Here is a 15,291-nt window from a genome sequence, read left to right on the forward strand (position 1 = left end):
GCTCCCCGCGGCTTGAACCCCGGTCCCGGGTGCAGGACTTGGTTCGCGGACTGCTCTCGGACCAGTCGCGCCAGAACAGCCGAGTACGCAGGCCGGCCCCCGCTGGGCACCGCTCGAACCCGTCGGCCCCCGGTGGCCGGCGACGAACTTCGGATCGGCCGCGCCGATGCCCTGCGGCTGCCGCCGGCCGCCCTGCGCGAACATCGCGCGTACCGACAAGCTCCCGGCCAAGGGCACGATTGCCGGTTCCCTCGCCCGGTACCTACTAGGTACCATCCGGTGCATGCCATCTCTGAACGTGCCCTTCACCGACGAAGAACTCGAAGGCGTCCGCGCGGCGGCGGCCGCCGAGGGCAAGAGTCTCAAGCAGTACCTGCACGACCTCGGCGTCCGCGAGATGCAGCGCAAGCAGTTCGTCGCGGGCGCGAGTGCCTGGGCGGACCGGCTGCGCGACGAGTTCGACGACGCCTTCCCGGATGAGGTCCCCCCAGCCGAACGCCAGGGCGGGACCGCTGCCGCCTGATGCACCTGCACATCGACGTCTCCTGGCTCCTTGACGTCCAGGAGGCCGCCCTGGGTTCCGAGGACATGTCCGTCGAGGACTACTCCGCCCTGGTCGCCGCCGTGGCCCGGCACAGGACAAAGCTGCCCACCCTTCAGGCAGCCGACCCGGACGCCGCCTGGCGCGCGGCCGCGCTCATGCACACCATCGTGCGCCTGGAGCCCCTGCCGTTCCGCAACAGCCTCTTCGCCGCGTTCGTCGCCGCGCAGTACATGGACCAGTCGGGGGAGGGGATCGACCCTCCCTACGGTGCCCTGTCCGACCTCGTACGGAAGATCCGCGACACACGCCTGCGGGTCCCCGACGTCGCCGACCAGCTCCGTTCCTGGAGGATCTGAGCGGGACGGCTGCCTCCCGTGCGGAGCCCGAGCGAGACCGCTCTCCGCCACACCGTCGGTGCCCGTTCAGTGCGCAAGCAGCATTCGCCGAGCCAGCCGAGTGATCTCCCGAGTGGCCGGTGACAGTACCGACCCCTGTCGTCGCACCACCGCGATGGTGTCGTACAACGGCTCCGCGAACCCGACGGTGTGCAGGTTGTCCGGGAAGACGCGGCTGCGGGCGACCGCACGCGAGACGATGGTGTCTCCCGCGCCCCGGGCGACGATGTGCAGGGCGGATTCGACGTGTTCGACCTCGATGGCGGCGGACAGGGTGACGCCCTCCACCTGGGCGCGCTCGGCGAGTTGGCGGCGGGTGGGGTCCCGCCAGCCGTAGTGGGCGTCGTAGAGGATCAGGTTCGCGGCGGCGAGGTCGGTCATGGTGACCGGTCGTGCGGTGTGGCTCGGGTCCGCGGAGACGTAGACCACCTCGTCGCGCATGAGGGGGGTGACCTCGAGGCCCTCGGCGTCGATGGGCAGGACCACCAGCCCGGCCTCCAGGTCGCCGGCGCCGACGGCTTCCACCACCTCGACGGAGTTGAGGCCGACGATGCGCAGTCGCACCTTGGGGTGGCGGGTGTGGAAGGTCTCCAGCAGCTCGGACAGGAAGTAGTAGTCGGCGTTGCGCAGCAGGCCGAAGGTGGCCACGCCCCCGTCGAGAGAGGTCAGTGAGCGCAGGGCGCGGTCCGCGCCGTCGGCGGCCTCGATCGCCTGCTGCGCGTAGGGCAGCAGTTCCTCGCCGGCCGCGGTCAGGACCAGCCGTCGCGGCCCGCGGGTGAACAGCGGCACCCGGTAGTGGTCCTCCATCCGTCGGATGAGCTCCGAGACGGACGGCTGGGTGGTCCGCAGTTCGTTCGCGGCGGCGGAGAACGTGCCCAGGCGCGCCGAGGCGAGGAAGGCGCGAAGCTGGTTGAGAGTGATCGCGGCGACAGTCGGGGAGGACATGTCGCCATCGTGCCATAGGGCGACCCTATGCAGGGTCGAGGAAAAGTCGGGGTTGTCCTGGGTCAAGCGCTGCCTCAGGCTCTGCTGTATGAAATTGAGCCACCGCTTCACCACTGATTCGGCCAACCGCTTCACCCTGCTCAAGGCTCCGGCCGTCGACGCACCGCCCGCCCAGCGCGACCCCGAGGTGATCGAGACCGTCAGCCGCATGCTGTCGGACATAGAGCGCCACGGCGTGGACGCGATCCGCCGGTACGCGCGCTCCCTCGACGGCCAGCCCGACGGCGCGGTCGAGCTGGACGCGGCGCAGGTGGCGCGGAGCGGGGACCGGCTGCCGAAGGAGCTGCGGGCGGCGATCGAGCTCGGCGCCGAGCGCACGCAGCGCTTCGCCGGGTTGCAGCGCGCGCACCTGTCGGACTTCGAGGAGGAGATCGCTCCCGGCCTGGTCGTGGGCCAGCGGTACGTGCCGGTGGGAGCCGTGGGGGCGTACCTGCCGGCCGGCCGCTTCCCGCTCACCGCGAGCGCCTTCATGACCGTCGGCGTCGCCAAGGTCGCGGGCGTCCCGACCGTCGTCGGGTGCACCCCGCCCCAGCCGGACGGCCGTGCCAACGACGCCGTGACCTACGCCGCGCACCTGTCCGGCATCGACCACCTCTACGTCCTGGGAGGCGTGCAGGCCCTGGCGGCCATGGCCTTCGGCCTCCTGGACCGGCCGCCCGTCGACATGATCGTCGGCGCCGGCAACGCCTACGTGGCCGAGGCCAAGCGGCAACTGTTCGGCACGGTCGCCATCGACCTGCTCGCGGGCCCGTCCGAGGTCGCCGTCATCGCCGACGAGACCGCCGACGCCGAGGCGGTCGCAGCGGATCTGCTCGGCCAGGCCGAGCACGGTCCCACGTCGCCGGCCGCTCTGGTCACCACCTCCGAGCGCCTGGGACGGGACGTCGTAGCCGCCGTCGACCGGCAGCTCTCGACCCTGGCGACCCGGGACATCTGCGGCCCGGCCTGGCGTGACTACGGGTCCGTCATCCTGGTGGGCAGCCGGGAGGACGCCGTCGCGGTCATGGACGAGCTCGCCCCGGAGCACCTGGAGGTGCACACGGGCGAGGACGACTGGTACCACGACGCCCTGCGCAACTACGGCTCCCTCTTCCTCGGTCACTGGAGCACGGTGGCCTACTCGGACAAGGGCATGGCCGGCACGAACCACACCCTGCCGACCGCGGGTGGCGCCAAGCACAGTGCCGGACTGTCCGTCTCCCGCTACCTCAAGCCGCTCACGTACCAGCGCATCGCCCGTGAGGCCACGCCGCTGCTGGCCGAGGCGGTGGAGGTGATCTCCGCCAGCGAGGGCATGGCGGCCCACGAGGCCACGGCCACCCTGCGGCTGCGCACCTACGCGGGCTGACACGGGTGCCCATCCGCCAACCCCTCCGCAAAAGTCTCCTCAACCTCTTGGTCAGTAGTCAGCAACCCTCTGATCCAGCAGTCGGCCACCGCCCGACCCAGCAGTCAGCAGCCCCTACGATCCGCCGATCAGCACAGAGAACCGGTGCACGATATGAAATCGCTACGACGCGAAGGCGCAGGCCCGCCCCGCTCCACCGCGGGCGCCGCCGTGGCCGTCGCGCTGGCCACCCTCCTCGCCTGCGCCGCCTGCAGTCCGCCGGGGGCGGGCAAGGGGACCGCGACAGGCGACATAGTCGCCGTCACCGACCCCGTGACCGCCCGACAGGTCGCCGCCCTCGGCGACGTCACCTTGCGGATGTGGGCGGACCAGGCGGAGAAGCCGCTGATGAAATCGGTGGTGCCGGCGTTCGAGAAGCAGTACCCGAACGTCAAGGTCGACATCACCTACAAGAGCTTCGACGACCTGATCGCCACCGTCGTCAACGCGGCGTCCGGCACCAACCCGCCCGACCTCTTCGAGGGCAACATCGGCTACGCGGTCGACGGGGCGCTGGTCAAGGCGAAGCTGGTGCGCCCCCTGGACGACGTCGCGGCCGCCTACGGCTGGATCACGGGCACCGGCGCGAGCACCCTCGCCCCCGCCCGCTGGAACGGATCGGGCACCGCCTTCGGCAGCGGCAACCTCTACGGCATGTCGCCCATCAGCGAGGTCCAGGGCATCTACTACAACAAGGCCCAGCTCGAAGAACTCGGCCTGAAGCCCCCGCGGTCCCTCGCCGACCTCGAGAAGGACCTGCCGGTCGTCAAGAAGGCCGGCAAGCAGCCGATCATGCTGGGCAACAGCGACCAGTACGCGGCCACCCACATCTTCTCCGACCTGGCCGTCACCGAGCAGACACCGGCCTCGATCCGGGACTGGATCGGCGGCAAGGCGGGCACCACGTTCGTCACCGAGGGCAACGCCAAGGCGGCCCGGACGATGGCCGACTGGGCGAAGAAGGGCTACTTCGGCTCCGGCTACGACGGCTTGAGCAACGAGGACGCCATCAGCCGGTTCGCCAAGGGCACGGGCGTCTTCTTCGTCGGCGGCTCCTGGAACGGGGCCACGCTCGACCCGGCGAAGTTCGGCTTCGGCGCGCTGACCACCGGCGGCGCGGGAGCCACCGCCTCGCCGTGGCACATCTCCGCCTCCTCCAAGCTCACGCCCGCCGCGGTCGCCTTCCTCGCCGCCCTGCACACCCCGAAGGCCGGTCAGGTGATCCTCGACACCGGGCGGCTGCCCGTCGTCACCGACGGCGTGAAGGGCACCAACAGCCTGCAGACCCAGACCCTCGACGCCCTCAAGCGCACGATCGCCGCGGGCACCCAGGTCGGCTACTACGACTGGACCGCCTCCGACATGCTCAACGTCATGGGCGGCAAGCTCCAGGAGGTCATGGCCGGGCGCACCGGCGACACACAGTTCCTGAAGGCCGTCCAGGCGTCCTGGCTCAAGGCGAGGCAGGCGCAATGACCACCGCGGCCACCACCCCGAAGCGGGGCACCACCGCCCCGACGCCTCCAGCGGCCCGCACCGGCCGCACCCACGGCCCCCGCCGCCCCTCCCTCCGGTCCTACCTCGCCTCCCTGTCCTGGTCCTCGCTGCTGTACGTGGCACCCGCACTCGCGTTCTTCGCCGTGTTCGTCCTGTACCCGATCGGCATCTCCGTCTGGTACTCGTTCTACGCCTACGACGGCCTGACACAGGGCACGCCGGTCGGCTGGGACAACTACACGGCGGTCTTCACCGACAGCGGGCTGCGCGCCGCGCTGCTGCACTCCCTGGTCCTGCTGTTCTTCTACGCCGTCCTGCCGGTCTGCGTCGGCCTGCTGCTGGCCGGTTCCATGTCCCGAATCCGGGTGTACGGACTGACGGTGTTCCGGGCGGTGCTGTTCCTGCCGCAGATCCTGTCCAGCGTCGTCGTCGCCGTCGCCTGGCGGAACCTGCTCGCCGTCGACGGGCCGGTCAACACGGCCCTCAAGGCCGTGGGACTCGGCCGGTTCGCCACGAGCTGGCTGGGCGACTTCGACACGGCCCTCCCGTCGGTCGGCGTGATCGGGGCCTGGGTCGAGTACGGGCTGTGCATGGTGCTCTTCCTCAGCGGCATCGTCGCCATCGACCGCTCCACCTATGAGGCGGCCCGCCTGGACGGCGCCGGGCCCGTGCGGGAGTTCTTCGCGATCACGCTGCCCGCACTGCGCCCGCAGATCTCGATCGCGCTGATCCTCACCGTCACCTTCGCGCTGCGCAACTTCGACCTCATCTGGAACACCACCCGGGGCGGCCCCGGCACCACCACGACCGTGCCGAGCCTGTACGTCTACCAGGACGCGTTCCAGAACCGCATGCTCGGCCGGGCCTCCGCGCTGGCCGTCGTGCTGACCGTGGTGATCCTCGCCGTCGTCACCGTCGTACAACTCGCGCTGCGGGAACGCGAGCGCCCGCTCCGCCGTTTCGCGCGCCCGGGCAGGAAGGTGCAGTCATGAGAATCGCCCGCAGCGAGAGCGTGGCCACCCACGCGCTGCTCGTCCTGGCGTCCGTCGTCGCCGTCTTCCCCCTGGTGTCGATCGTCGTCTCGTCCCTGCACGGGGTGGCCGGCTCGGGCGGGGTGTCCTTCGCCAGCTACTCCACGGCCTGGACGCAGGGCCGGTTCGGGCCCGCGCTGCTGTCGAGCGCGCTGGTGGCCGTCACCGTCGTGGTGGTCACCGTGGTGCTCGCCGCCCTGGCCGGTTACGCGCTGGCCACCATGCGGGTGCCGGGCGGCCGGATCATCGTCGGCCTGCTGCTCGTGGGCCTGGTCCTGCCCTACGAGGTGACGGTCCTGCCGCTCTACGAGCTGCTCACCGGATGGCATCTCGTCGACACCTACGGGGCGTTGATCCTGCCGCAGATCGCCCTGTCCATCCCACTCGGCGTCCTGTGGATGCGGTCCTTCTTCGCGTCCGTGCCGGTGGAGCTCCTGGAGGCGGCCCGCATCGACGGCACGAGCCGGCTGCAGAGCCTGCGCCTGGTCGTCCTGCCCATCGCCGGGCCCGCCCTGACCACGCTGAGCACGGTGCTGTTCCTGTTCACCTGGAACGAGTTCCTGCTGGCGCTCATCCTCGTGCCCGACAACGCCTCGGTGCAGACCGTGCCGCTCGCGCTGTCCTTCTTCTCCGGCGCCGCCCGGTCCAGCGACCCCGCGGTCACCGCGGCCGCCGCCGTCCTGGTCGCCCTGCCGGTGCTGCTGGCGTACGTCTTCCTCCAGCGGCGCCTGATCAGCGGCCTGACCGAAGGAGCCGTCAAGTGACCGCGCCCCTGCTGCCCGAGGACACCGGCGTCGCCCGGGTCGTGTGCGAACAACTTGCCCCTGAGGTAGGGGAGTTGGACCAGAACAAGGAGCTGGCCCTCGATGCCGTACGGCGTGCCCTGGCCGACCGTGCCGACATCGTCGTCCTGCCCGAACTGACCACCTCCGGCTACGTCTTCGCCGACGCCGACGAGGCACGGCGTACGGCGATCACCGCCGGGGACGCCTTCTTCACCGACCTCGGCGCCCTCCTGGCAGGCACCCGTACGGTCGTGGTGCTGGGCTTCTGCGAGGACGGCGGCCCGGTGCTGTACAACAGCGCCGCCGTCGTGGACGCGAGCGGAGTGCGCGCCGTCTACCGCAAGACCCATCTGTGGGACCGCGAGACGCTGTTCTTCACCCCCGGCGAGCGCATGGCCCCGGTCGTCGCCACCCCGCACGGCCGCATCGGCGTCCTGATCTGCTACGACCTCGAGTTCCCCGAGATGCCCCGCCGACTGGCCACGGCGGGCGCCGACCTCATCGCCGTACCGACCAACTGGCCCCTGGAGGAGCGCCCCGCCGACGAACGCCCCGCCGAGATCATCCAGGCGCAGGCCGCCGCACGGGCCAACGGCCTGTACATCGCCTGCGCGGACCGCGCGGGCACCGAGCGCGGACAGGCCTGGACGCAGGGCACGGCCGTCGTCAACCAGTACGGCTGGATCACCGCCGCAGCCGACGACGAGCGGCCCCGGGCCGTCGCCGACCTCTTCCTCCACCTCTCGCGGGAGAAGGCCCTCTCCCCGCACAACGACCTGCTCGGCGACCGCCGCACCGACCTCTACGCCCAGGAGAGCCCCCAGCTATGACGTCCGCCGACACCACACCGCCCGCGCCCGCCCACCTCGCCGCGGACGACGACTGGTGGCGCACCGCCGTCATCTACCAGATCTACCCGCGCTCCTTCGCCGACAGCGACGGCGACGGCACCGGCGACCTGCCCGGCATCACCGCACGCCTGGACCACCTCGCCGACCTCGGCGTGGACGCCCTGTGGCTGTCGCCGTTCTACCCCTCGCCGCAGCGCGACGGTGGCTACGACGTCGCCGACTACCGCGCGGTCGACCCCCGCTACGGCACCCTCGCCGACTTCGACGCCCTGCTGGCCCGGGCCCACACCCTGGGCATCCGCGTCGTCGTCGACCTGGTACCCAACCACTGCTCCAGCGAACACACCGCGTTCCGGGCCGCGTTGGCGACGGCACCGGGCAGCCCGGAGCGGGACCTGTTCCACTTCCGCGACGGCCGCGGCCCGGACGGCGGCCTGCCGCCCAACGACTGGACGTCGATGTTCGAAGGGCCGGCCTGGACACGGGTCACCGAAGCCGACGGCCGCCCCGGGCAGTGGTACCTCCACCTGTTCGACCCAGGCCAGCCCGACTGGAACTGGGACAACCCGGCCGTCCGCGCGGACTTCGAGACGACGCTGCGCTTCTGGCTCGACCGCGGCGTCGACGGCTTCCGGGTCGACGTCTGCGACGCCCTCGTCAAAGCCGACGGCCTGCCCGACTGGCCCCACCCGACCCACGGGGTCATCGAACCGGTCGACGGCGTCATGCCCCCCATGTGGGACCAGGAGGGCATCCACGACATCTTCCGCGCCTGGCGCAAGCTGCTGGACTCCTACGACGGCCACCGCATCCTGTGCGCCGAGGCCTGGCTCCCGCCCGAGCGCGCCGCCCGCATCATCCGCCCCGACGAGATGCACCAGGCCTTCAACTTCCGCTTCCTTGAGACCCCTTGGGAGCCGGACGCGCTGCGCGCCGTGATCGACGAGTCCCTGACGGCCAACGACGAGGTCGGCGCGCCCACCACCTGGGTCCTGTCCAACCACGATGTCATGCGCCACGCCAGCCGCTTCGGCTACGACGGTCCCGTCGCCCTGGAGCACGGCGTCGGAGCCGACGACCCCCAGCCCGACCGCGCGGCGGGCCTGCGCCGCGCCCGAGCGGCGACCGCACTCATGCTGGCCCTGCCCGGCTCCGCCTACCTCTACCAGGGCGAGGAACTCGGCCTCCCCGAGGTGACCGACCTACCGGACGCCGCCCGGCAGGACCCGGTGTGGGAACGCTCCGGCCATCGCATCCGCGGCCGTGACGGCTGCCGCGTACCACTGCCGTGGACCAGCCAGGGCCCTTCGTTCGGCTTCAGCGACACCCCCGACACGTGGCTCCCGCAACCCTCGTACTACGGCCCCTACGCAGCCGAGTCGCAGCGCGACGACCCCGACTCCACCCTCCACCTCTATCGCGGCCTGCTGCGCCTGCGCCGCCACCACCGGTTGGGGACGGGGGAGTTGCGTTGGCTGTCGTCCCCGGACGGCGTCCTGCACTTCACCAACGGCGCGATCGAGGTGATGACCAACCTCACTTCCCAGCCGGTCCCACTGCCCCCCTCCCGCCACGTCGTGATCGCCTCCGCCGCGGTGACGGATCACGTGGCACCGGACACGACGGTGTGGCTCGTGCGGGACTGATGCGGCAGCGCGGACACTGCCGACGGGCGTCCTCGATCATGCGCCGGTGATGTGACCTCCGGCCCCGTGACGGTTCTCGACGGTGAGCGACTGCGCCCCCTTTCCAGGGCCACTGGTCCGGTGACCGTCCGGGTCCACGTGCCGGCGCAGGGCAGTCGGGAAGCGCGGCTTGCCGAGTACCGGGTGGCACTGTCGTCTTGCGTCAGGAGCGATCGAACAGCGTGACCACGCTCTGCGGTGCTTCCCGGCCGAAGAACGTCTCCAGGTTTCGCGCCGAGCGGCCGGCGGCGTCGCTACCACGCGGGAACAGCCGCTCTTCGTAGGCGGTGAGCGCGGCCTCGACATCGGGTTGCTCAACCAGTTGGCCGGCCAGGTCCGCGCTGTCGTACATGGCGAGGTTCGCGCCCTCGCCGGCGAAGGGTGACATCAGATGCGCGGCGTCGCCGACGAGCGTCACTCCGGGTGCCCTGTCCCAGCGAAGTCCGACGGGAAGGGCGTAGATGGGGCGCAGCGACGGTTCCGTGTCGCTCTCTGTCACGAACGCGGTGAGCAGTGGTGACCAGCCGTCGAACTCGGCGGCAAGCCGCCTGAGGCCGGCGGACGGGTTGCCGAAGTCGATCGACCCGATCCACTCCTCGGGCTTGTTCAGCGCCACGTATCCGCGTACGTGCCCGTCGGCGTGGCGATGGGCGATGATGCCCCTGCCCGGCGCGACCGCCATCAGCGTGCCGCTGCCGATCGCCGCCACGCTCGCCCGACAGTGCTCCCGGCCCGCGGCGAGGGCGATCTCGATGAAGCAGGTTCCGCTGTAGCGAGGCTGAGCGGGGGTGAGCAGCGGGCGCACCTTCGACCAGGCGCCGTCCGCGCCGATGACGATGTCGGCCCGCGTGGCGGAACCCTCTGTGAAAGCGAGGTCGTAGTCACCGTCCGGGCCGCGCCGGATCGAGGCGAGCTTGTGGCCCCACCTGATCGTCCCGGGCGCCAGCGAGTCGATGAGCAGGCGCCGGAGTTCGCCACGGTCCACCTCCGGACGGGCCGAAGCGGGGTCTGCGGGCGAGTCGAACAGGACGGTGCCGTGGCGGTCGACCACGCGCTTGGCGTCCTCACCTGGGCGGACCAGAGTGAGGAACTCGTCGTACAGACCGGCTGCGCGTAGTGCGACCTGGCCGGTCTCCTCGTGGATGTCGAGCAGACCGCCTTGCGCACGGCTGTCCGCCGATTCCTCACCCTCGTAGATCGTCGCGGCAACGCCGTGAGCCTGAAGCACTCGTGCGAGCGTCAGCCCGCCCAGTCCCGCTCCGACAATGGCGATGGTCTTCTGCATGCTGCGCTCCTGTGTCGCGCCGACACGCGTCGGCGATGTTCAGCGCCGGGAGCGGACGGAATGCCCCGTCCCGGCAAGGAGACGCTCACCGATCAGAACCATCTGCACCGATGTATGCGCAATGTCCGGCGGAGCACCGCGGGACATCGTTTTTCGCGACCTCGTGACTATAGCTCGGCAGCCGCCGCACGGTGGCCGGGTCAGGTGCCGCTGCTTCGGCGTCGTGCGCGGTGCCAGCGCGACAGGATGACCAAGCCTCCGCAGAGCCCGGCGCAACGTGACGTCCGCTGCACCAGGCCCTTCGGTGCTGCTGTCGTACGGCTCAGACGGCGACGCGACCGCCGTCGACGGGGACGATCGCGCCGTGCACGAAGCTCGCCGCGTCACTGACCAGGAAGGTGATCACGGAGGCGACCTCCTCCGGGCTCGCCGGGCGGCCCGCGGGCGCCTGGGCGGCGAGCCCGCCCAGGTCGTCGCCCATGCCGGCCGTCCCCTCGGTACGGGTCGGCCCGACCCCGACGGCGTTGACCCGTACGCCCTGCGGGCCGTACTCGGCCGCCCATGACTTCGTCAGCAGATTCACGGCGGCCTTGCTCGACCCGTACAGGGCCATGCCGGCCATGCCGAAGTCGGCGACCATCGTGGACACGTTGACGACGGCGCCACGGCCGCGCTCCGCCATGGCCGGAGCCAGCGCGGCCACCAGGTAGTACGGGGCCTTCACGTTCAGCGCGTACACCGTGTCGAACTGTGCCTCCTCGGTGTCGGCGGTGGGGCCGAAGGGATAGACGCCGGCGTTGTTCACGAGGACGTCGACCCTTCCGCCGATGTCGGTCGCGCGCTGTGCGAGATCGCGCGCCGCTGCGGCCGTCGTCAGGTCCGCGGCGAGGAAGTCGGCCTTGCCCCTGCGCGCCCGGATGGCGGCGGCCACGGACTCACCACGCGCCGCGTCCCGTCCCGCGATCAGCACGTGCGCGCCACGCTCGGCGAGGGCGGCCGCCGTGGCTGCGCCGATGCCGCTGGTGGCACCGGTGACCAGGGCGACGCTGCCGGAAAGGTAGGAAGAATTCACGGTAAGCACTCCATCGAAAAGTCGGGTTGCGAGCCACAATGTACGCATCATTTCCGTGGAGAACATTCGATGGCTGCACCTTGTGGTGTCTCACATTGCGTCGATCGGTTCTCTTGGAGAACGTCATCGGCGTCGTGGGAACTCACATATGGGCAGGTCAAACGCTTGTAGTTGATCCTGGGTCGCAATTCCGTGGGGAAGTGGCTATCGAATTCACTGATAGCGGCGACCACTTATTCATATAACGGGGGCGGGTTGAATCCGAAGGGAAGAACGCGTCGAATCCTGCTCCAGGGCGCGAGCGTTTTGGGAAGGGCGCACGGGTCCGGATGCGGATCAGAGGTCTGCCGTCGGAAGTCCTGTGATGAAGGCGGCCAGGTCGCGCCGTCGGGAGTGGGTCGGCCATACCGCCCAGGTGCGGCGGACCAGCGGATGTCGGTGCAGTGGCTTCCACACCACGTTCTCGGGCAGCGGCTGGGACCAGCGGGGCGGCGCCAGGGCGAAGGCCTTCTCGGTGCCGACGGCCGCCAGCTTGACCTCGGCGATCAACGACTGATCCTGCGGCGGCTCCGGTCCCAGGTCGAGGCCGAAGCTGCGCAGCACCGAGGTCACTTCGTCGTACCACGCCGGACTGCCGGAGCGGGGAAAGCTCACCCACTCCAGGCCCCGGAGGGTCTCCAGGCGCACCCCCTCGTCGTCCGCCAGCTCGGCGGCGACGCTCGTAGCGAGCAGCACACCCAGCTTCTCCGTGACGACCAGCATGGCGTCGAGGTCGGGGTCCGCGGGGCGTTCCCGGAGCAGACCGATGTCGAGGTCACCGGCGCGCAGGGCCTGCAACTGAGCGGCAGATGAGAGGTGACGGGCCTGCACGCGGGTGCCGGGGCAGGAGGCCGCCACCTGTTCCATGGCCGGCTGGAGCAGATCCGACGGGAGTTCCAAGGGGATGCCGATGCGCAGCAGTCCGCATCCCGGGCTCGTCAGGCTCACCATGGTCCGCATGGCCTGGTCGTGGCGGGCGATCACGGCGCGGGCCTCCGCCAGCAGGGTCTCGCCCTCCTCGGTGGGACGGACACCGGTGTTGGTGCGGATCAGCAGCTTCAGTCCGAGTTGCCGCTCAAGGCCGCTCACCGTCTGCGACAGCGCCGACTGGCTCATGTGCAGTCGGCGGGCGGCGGCGGACATGCCGCCCTCCTCGGCGACCGCCACGAAGGTTCGCAGTTCCCGCAGTTCCATTTCTCCATACCAGCACACGGTCCACCGACTGGGCATCCGCCGGCCAGAAGGTGCGCCGATGGCCGCGTTCACCCCCGATGATGGCGGCGGTCCCCGTGAGGCGTGCCCCGCCCGCCGTGCCCGAGATCTGACCGACGACGGGACCGGGCTGCTCCGTGTCACGCTGCTGCTCCGCCCGCGGGAACCGGTCGACGACGCACCGCACCGTCCTCGCCGCCGACCCGGCAGGTCGCTCGACCTGCCGGCCTGGGTGCTGTCGCCGCGACCATCCTTGCCGGGCCGGTGAAAGGCGTCCCTGCGTCTGTCGGCCGACCACTACCTCGGCTGGGCCGCGTTCGTGTCCGGGCGAGTGGCCTGATCGATGAGACGCTGGAGGTACAGCCCACGTGCCGCGTCGAGTTCGCCGGGCCGGCCGGTGCGTACCGCTGTGGCGAAGGCGCGGCGCAGGACGGGCCAGCATTCCTCGTGGTCGATGTCCGCGGTGTCGTAGGCCAAGGGCTGCTGTGCTCCGTAGAGTTCGACGCGAGTGACGGCGCGTGGCACCGCGACCGCACCGGAGAGGGACGCCTGGCTGACCGCGCCGTTCTCGTGTTCACAGGTGAGTTCGATCCAGCGACGCGAATCCCCTGTGCCGCGCACCGTCTTGATGGGGCCGATGGCGGCGTCAAGGAGGTCGAGGAGATGCGGTCCCAGATCGAGCAGGGCGCCGTGCTCCAGGCGCCAGCCGGTGGCGAACTCCCCACCGAGGAAGGCGCCGTGCAGGTAGCAGGAGCGTGCGCCCATGACGGGGAAGGTGCGAGCGGCCTGGAGGAAGGCCTCGGTGGCTGGGTGGAAACGCTTGGTCAGGACCAGTTGGGAGACGACCCCTGCTTCCCGCACGGCTTCGGCGACGCGTTCGGCGGTGGTCACATCAGGGCCCAGGGGCTTCTCCAGGAGCAGGGCCTTGCCCGCCTGGGCGGCCCGTGGGGCGAGTTCGGCTTGAACGGCCGGTGGCACGGCGAAGGCGACGGCCTCACAGCGGTCGAGGAGGTCGTCGTAGGAGGCGGCGACGTGCGCGCGGTAGGGGGCCGCGGTCTCCTGTGCGGCCTCGGGACGGCGGGCCCACACGGCGGTGAGGCGGGTTTCAGGTCCGGCGGCGAGCATGCGGGCGTGCATGGCGCGCGCCCAGGGCCCGGCGCCCACGAGGCCGACCTCGACGGGTTTGTGCGGCCAGGAAGTGGCGGGGGTGGTCACGAGGTGTCCTGTCCGTTCTCAGGTCCGCTGATCGGGCGACCTGGTGGTGCTCGGATGGTGCTGTGAAGGGGCGTTCAGGGTGCGAGGGCGGCCAGCCGGGAGTCGGCGCGGGCGGCGGAGTAGAGGATCTCCACGACCATGGCGGCCGCCCCGATGACGCCCGCGTGGTCGCCCAGACGTGAGGTGACGACCTGGAGGTTGGCGGTCGCGCGAGGGAAGGCCCGCTGGTAGAGCAGTTCGCGGACGCCGGTCATGAAAGGCGCCCCGGAGAGTTCACCGGCGATCATGAGGACTCCGGGATTGAGCAGGCTGACCACGGTGACGAGGACCTCCCCGGCCCGTCGTCCCGCCTCGCGGGCCAGCCGGATGGCGTCCGGCTGGCCTTCGGCGAGCAGTCGTTTGACGTCGGAGGCCGATGCCGCTTCGATGCCCAGGGCTGACAGGTGTCCGGCGATCGCGCGGCCGCTGGCCACCGCGGCCAGGCAGCCGTGCGAACCGCACATGCAGAGTGCGTCGGGCCGGTCGTGCAGGCGGATGTGGCCGATGTCGCCCGCTCCGCCGTCTATGCCGCGGTACACCTGGTCGCCCACGACGACGCCGGCGCCGATGCCGGTGGACGCCTTGACGAGCACGAACGCCGTGCAGTCGCGGTGGTTGGCCTGATGCTCGGCGAGCGCCATGAGATTGGCGTCGTTGTCGACGAAGACGGGGACCGGGCCGGTCTCCATGCTGGGGCCCACGTGGTCGGCGTAGGCCTTCTGGAGCCGCTCCCGGATGGGGTACTGGTCCCAGCCGGGCATGATCGGCGGTTGGACGACACGGCCGGTGGCCCACTCGACGGGGCCGGGCACGGAGACGCCGATGCCGCAGATGTGCCCCGCGTCCACCCCTGCCGCGGTGATCAGCTCCGGGAACCAGCCGGCCAGTTTGTCCAGGACGTTGTCGGGGCCGTCACTGATGAGCATCGGCCCGGTCTGCTCGGCGAGTATCGTGCCGGCGAGGTCGAGGACGGCGGCCCTGGCATGCCGGGTCTCCAGGTCCACGGCGATGACCGCGGCGTGGGACGGGTCGAAGACGATCTTCTGGGAGGGCCGGCCGCCGGTGGAGGCCCCGGTGGTGTGCTTGAGCCACCCGGCGCGGTTGAGGACGTCCAGACGCTGGCCGATGGTCGACCGCGACAACTTGGTGACCTGTAGAAGATCGGCGCGAGTGTTCGCGCGCCCGCTGCGGATGAGCTGGAGCACCTCTCCCGCACTGACCTGATTCGTCGTCAGCATCTCGTCCCCCG

At 70.8% G+C, this 15,291-nt stretch carries 14 protein-coding genes; 8 read left to right on the top strand and 6 right to left on the bottom strand.

Annotation, left to right across the window (positions count from 1 at the left end):
* Positions 1–283: 283 nt before the first annotated feature.
* Positions 284–523, top strand: a complete 240-nt coding sequence (locus ACIQJT_RS04790) for a hypothetical protein (RefSeq protein WP_402639857.1) — start codon at positions 284–286, stop codon at positions 521–523.
* Positions 523–900, top strand: coding sequence for a toxin Doc (locus ACIQJT_RS04795; RefSeq protein WP_365462813.1), 378 nt, complete (start codon positions 523–525; stop codon positions 898–900). The genes ACIQJT_RS04790 and ACIQJT_RS04795 overlap by 1 nt, the downstream gene beginning before the upstream one ends.
* 66 nt (positions 901–966) lie before the next feature.
* Here the strand turns inward: ACIQJT_RS04795 and ACIQJT_RS04800 are convergent, their stop codons facing one another.
* On the bottom strand, positions 967–1,884 hold the full coding sequence (locus ACIQJT_RS04800) for a LysR family transcriptional regulator (RefSeq protein WP_402639859.1): 918 nt from the start codon (positions 1,882–1,884) through the stop codon (positions 967–969).
* 88 nt (positions 1,885–1,972) lie between these two features.
* Here ACIQJT_RS04800 and hisD point away from each other — a divergent pair, with 88 nt between their 5' ends.
* The 6 genes from hisD to ACIQJT_RS04830 all read left to right on the top strand — a co-directional run bounded on the left by hisD (position 1,973) and on the right by ACIQJT_RS04830 (position 9,141).
* Positions 1,973–3,292, top strand: coding sequence for a histidinol dehydrogenase (gene hisD, locus ACIQJT_RS04805; RefSeq protein ID WP_402639861.1), 1,320 nt, complete (start codon positions 1,973–1,975; stop codon positions 3,290–3,292).
* Between the two features lie 153 nt (positions 3,293–3,445).
* Positions 3,446–4,807, top strand: coding sequence for an ABC transporter substrate-binding protein (locus tag ACIQJT_RS04810; RefSeq protein WP_402640099.1), 1,362 nt, complete (start codon positions 3,446–3,448; stop codon positions 4,805–4,807).
* Positions 4,804–5,820, top strand: coding sequence for a carbohydrate ABC transporter permease (locus ACIQJT_RS04815; RefSeq protein ID WP_402639863.1), 1,017 nt, complete (start codon positions 4,804–4,806; stop codon positions 5,818–5,820). The genes ACIQJT_RS04810 and ACIQJT_RS04815 overlap by 4 nt, the downstream gene beginning before the upstream one ends.
* A complete protein-coding gene (locus ACIQJT_RS04820) occupies positions 5,817–6,623 on the top strand; it encodes a carbohydrate ABC transporter permease (RefSeq protein ID WP_402639865.1) in 807 nt (268 codons plus the stop codon). The genes ACIQJT_RS04815 and ACIQJT_RS04820 overlap by 4 nt, the downstream gene beginning before the upstream one ends.
* Positions 6,620–7,474, top strand: a complete 855-nt coding sequence (locus ACIQJT_RS04825; protein WP_402639867.1) for a nitrilase-related carbon-nitrogen hydrolase — start codon at positions 6,620–6,622, stop codon at positions 7,472–7,474. The genes ACIQJT_RS04820 and ACIQJT_RS04825 overlap by 4 nt, the downstream gene beginning before the upstream one ends.
* Positions 7,471–9,141 (top strand): glycoside hydrolase family 13 protein, encoded by a 1,671-nt coding sequence (locus tag ACIQJT_RS04830; RefSeq protein ID WP_402639869.1) that lies wholly within the window; start codon positions 7,471–7,473, stop codon positions 9,139–9,141. Before ACIQJT_RS04825 ends, ACIQJT_RS04830 begins: the two co-directional genes overlap by 4 nt.
* A 202-nt stretch (positions 9,142–9,343) precedes the next feature.
* Here ACIQJT_RS04830 and ACIQJT_RS04835 read toward each other — a convergent pair whose 3' ends face one another.
* The 5 genes from ACIQJT_RS04835 to ACIQJT_RS04855 form a co-directional block, all read right to left on the bottom strand.
* Positions 9,344–10,465, bottom strand: coding sequence for an FAD-dependent oxidoreductase (locus tag ACIQJT_RS04835; protein WP_402639871.1), 1,122 nt, complete (start codon positions 10,463–10,465; stop codon positions 9,344–9,346).
* A 322-nt stretch (positions 10,466–10,787) separates the two neighbouring features.
* The gene (locus tag ACIQJT_RS04840) at positions 10,788–11,537 is read right to left on the bottom strand and encodes an SDR family NAD(P)-dependent oxidoreductase (RefSeq protein WP_402639873.1); all 750 of its coding nucleotides are present in this window, start codon (positions 11,535–11,537) and stop codon (positions 10,788–10,790) included.
* A 336-nt stretch (positions 11,538–11,873) separates the two neighbouring features.
* A complete protein-coding gene (locus ACIQJT_RS04845; RefSeq protein WP_402639875.1) occupies positions 11,874–12,770 on the bottom strand; it encodes a LysR substrate-binding domain-containing protein in 897 nt (298 codons plus the stop codon).
* 315 nt (positions 12,771–13,085) lie between these two features.
* Positions 13,086–14,003, bottom strand: a complete 918-nt coding sequence (locus tag ACIQJT_RS04850) for a Gfo/Idh/MocA family protein (protein WP_402639877.1) — start codon at positions 14,001–14,003, stop codon at positions 13,086–13,088.
* A 74-nt stretch (positions 14,004–14,077) separates the two neighbouring features.
* Complete coding sequence (locus tag ACIQJT_RS04855) at positions 14,078–15,280, bottom strand: ROK family protein (RefSeq protein WP_402639879.1); 1,203 nt, start codon at positions 15,278–15,280, stop codon at positions 14,078–14,080.
* Positions 15,281–15,291 lie beyond the last annotated feature (11 nt).

Origin of the sequence: Streptomyces sp. NPDC091972 (assembly GCF_044756385.1) — a bacterium.
In the GTDB taxonomy this organism is placed as follows: domain Bacteria; phylum Actinomycetota; class Actinomycetes; order Streptomycetales; family Streptomycetaceae; genus Streptomyces.

What these genes read in the sequence shown, in the direction of transcription:
- ACIQJT_RS04790 (WP_402639857.1), top strand. Translation starts at nt 284, where the DNA reads ATGCCATCTCTGAACGTGCCCTTCACCGACGAAGAACTCGAAGGCGTC.
- ACIQJT_RS04795 (WP_365462813.1), top strand. Translation starts at nt 523, where the DNA reads ATGCACCTGCACATCGACGTCTCCTGGCTCCTTGACGTCCAGGAGGCC.
- ACIQJT_RS04800 (WP_402639859.1), bottom strand. Translation starts at nt 1,884, where the DNA reads ATGTCCTCCCCGACTGTCGCCGCGATCACTCTCAACCAGCTTCGCGCC.
- hisD (WP_402639861.1), top strand. Translation starts at nt 1,973, where the DNA reads ATGAAATTGAGCCACCGCTTCACCACTGATTCGGCCAACCGCTTCACC.
- ACIQJT_RS04810 (WP_402640099.1), top strand. Translation starts at nt 3,446, where the DNA reads ATGAAATCGCTACGACGCGAAGGCGCAGGCCCGCCCCGCTCCACCGCG.
- ACIQJT_RS04815 (WP_402639863.1), top strand. Translation starts at nt 4,804, where the DNA reads ATGACCACCGCGGCCACCACCCCGAAGCGGGGCACCACCGCCCCGACG.
- ACIQJT_RS04820 (WP_402639865.1), top strand. Translation starts at nt 5,817, where the DNA reads ATGAGAATCGCCCGCAGCGAGAGCGTGGCCACCCACGCGCTGCTCGTC.
- ACIQJT_RS04830 (WP_402639869.1), top strand. Translation starts at nt 7,471, where the DNA reads ATGACGTCCGCCGACACCACACCGCCCGCGCCCGCCCACCTCGCCGCG.
- ACIQJT_RS04835 (WP_402639871.1), bottom strand. Translation starts at nt 10,465, where the DNA reads ATGCAGAAGACCATCGCCATTGTCGGAGCGGGACTGGGCGGGCTGACG.
- ACIQJT_RS04845 (WP_402639875.1), bottom strand. Translation starts at nt 12,770, where the DNA reads ATGGAACTGCGGGAACTGCGAACCTTCGTGGCGGTCGCCGAGGAGGGC.
- ACIQJT_RS04855 (WP_402639879.1), bottom strand. Translation starts at nt 15,280, where the DNA reads ATGCTGACGACGAATCAGGTCAGTGCGGGAGAGGTGCTCCAGCTCATC.